This window comes from Staphylococcus pasteuri, from assembly GCF_030547725.1.
Classification (GTDB): Bacteria; Bacillota; Bacilli; order Staphylococcales; family Staphylococcaceae; genus Staphylococcus; species Staphylococcus pasteuri.
Genome location: NZ_JAUOQO010000716.1, coordinates 1 through 247 on the forward strand (window position 1 = coordinate 1; position 247 = coordinate 247).

The following is a 247-nucleotide window of genomic DNA, read 5'->3' on the forward strand; positions in this document are numbered from 1 at the left end:
GTTCCGGGACTGCGGACCGGTCTCAGACGGGCGTGATCGTCCCGGCGAGGTGCGGGGTGTTCTTCGAGGCGTTGCGGATGGTGAAGGCGTCGGCCTCGGTGCCGCCGATGTCGTAGCGGAAGGTCGTGAACGCCACCGTCGACGGCAGCAACAGCGGCTTCAGGAAGCGCACGTCGGTGCGGTACGCCTCCGGCAGCCGCCCCTCGAAGCCCGCCATCGCTTTGGCGTGCGACCACATGCCGTGCCC

Annotated in this window: 1 pseudogene; it reads right to left on the reverse strand. The window is 69.6% G+C overall.

The annotated features are described in order from the left end of the window. Positions 1 to 22: 22 nt before the first annotated feature. A pseudogene (locus Q4528_RS15250) lies at positions 23 to 247 on the reverse strand (hypothetical protein); the annotation flags it as partial.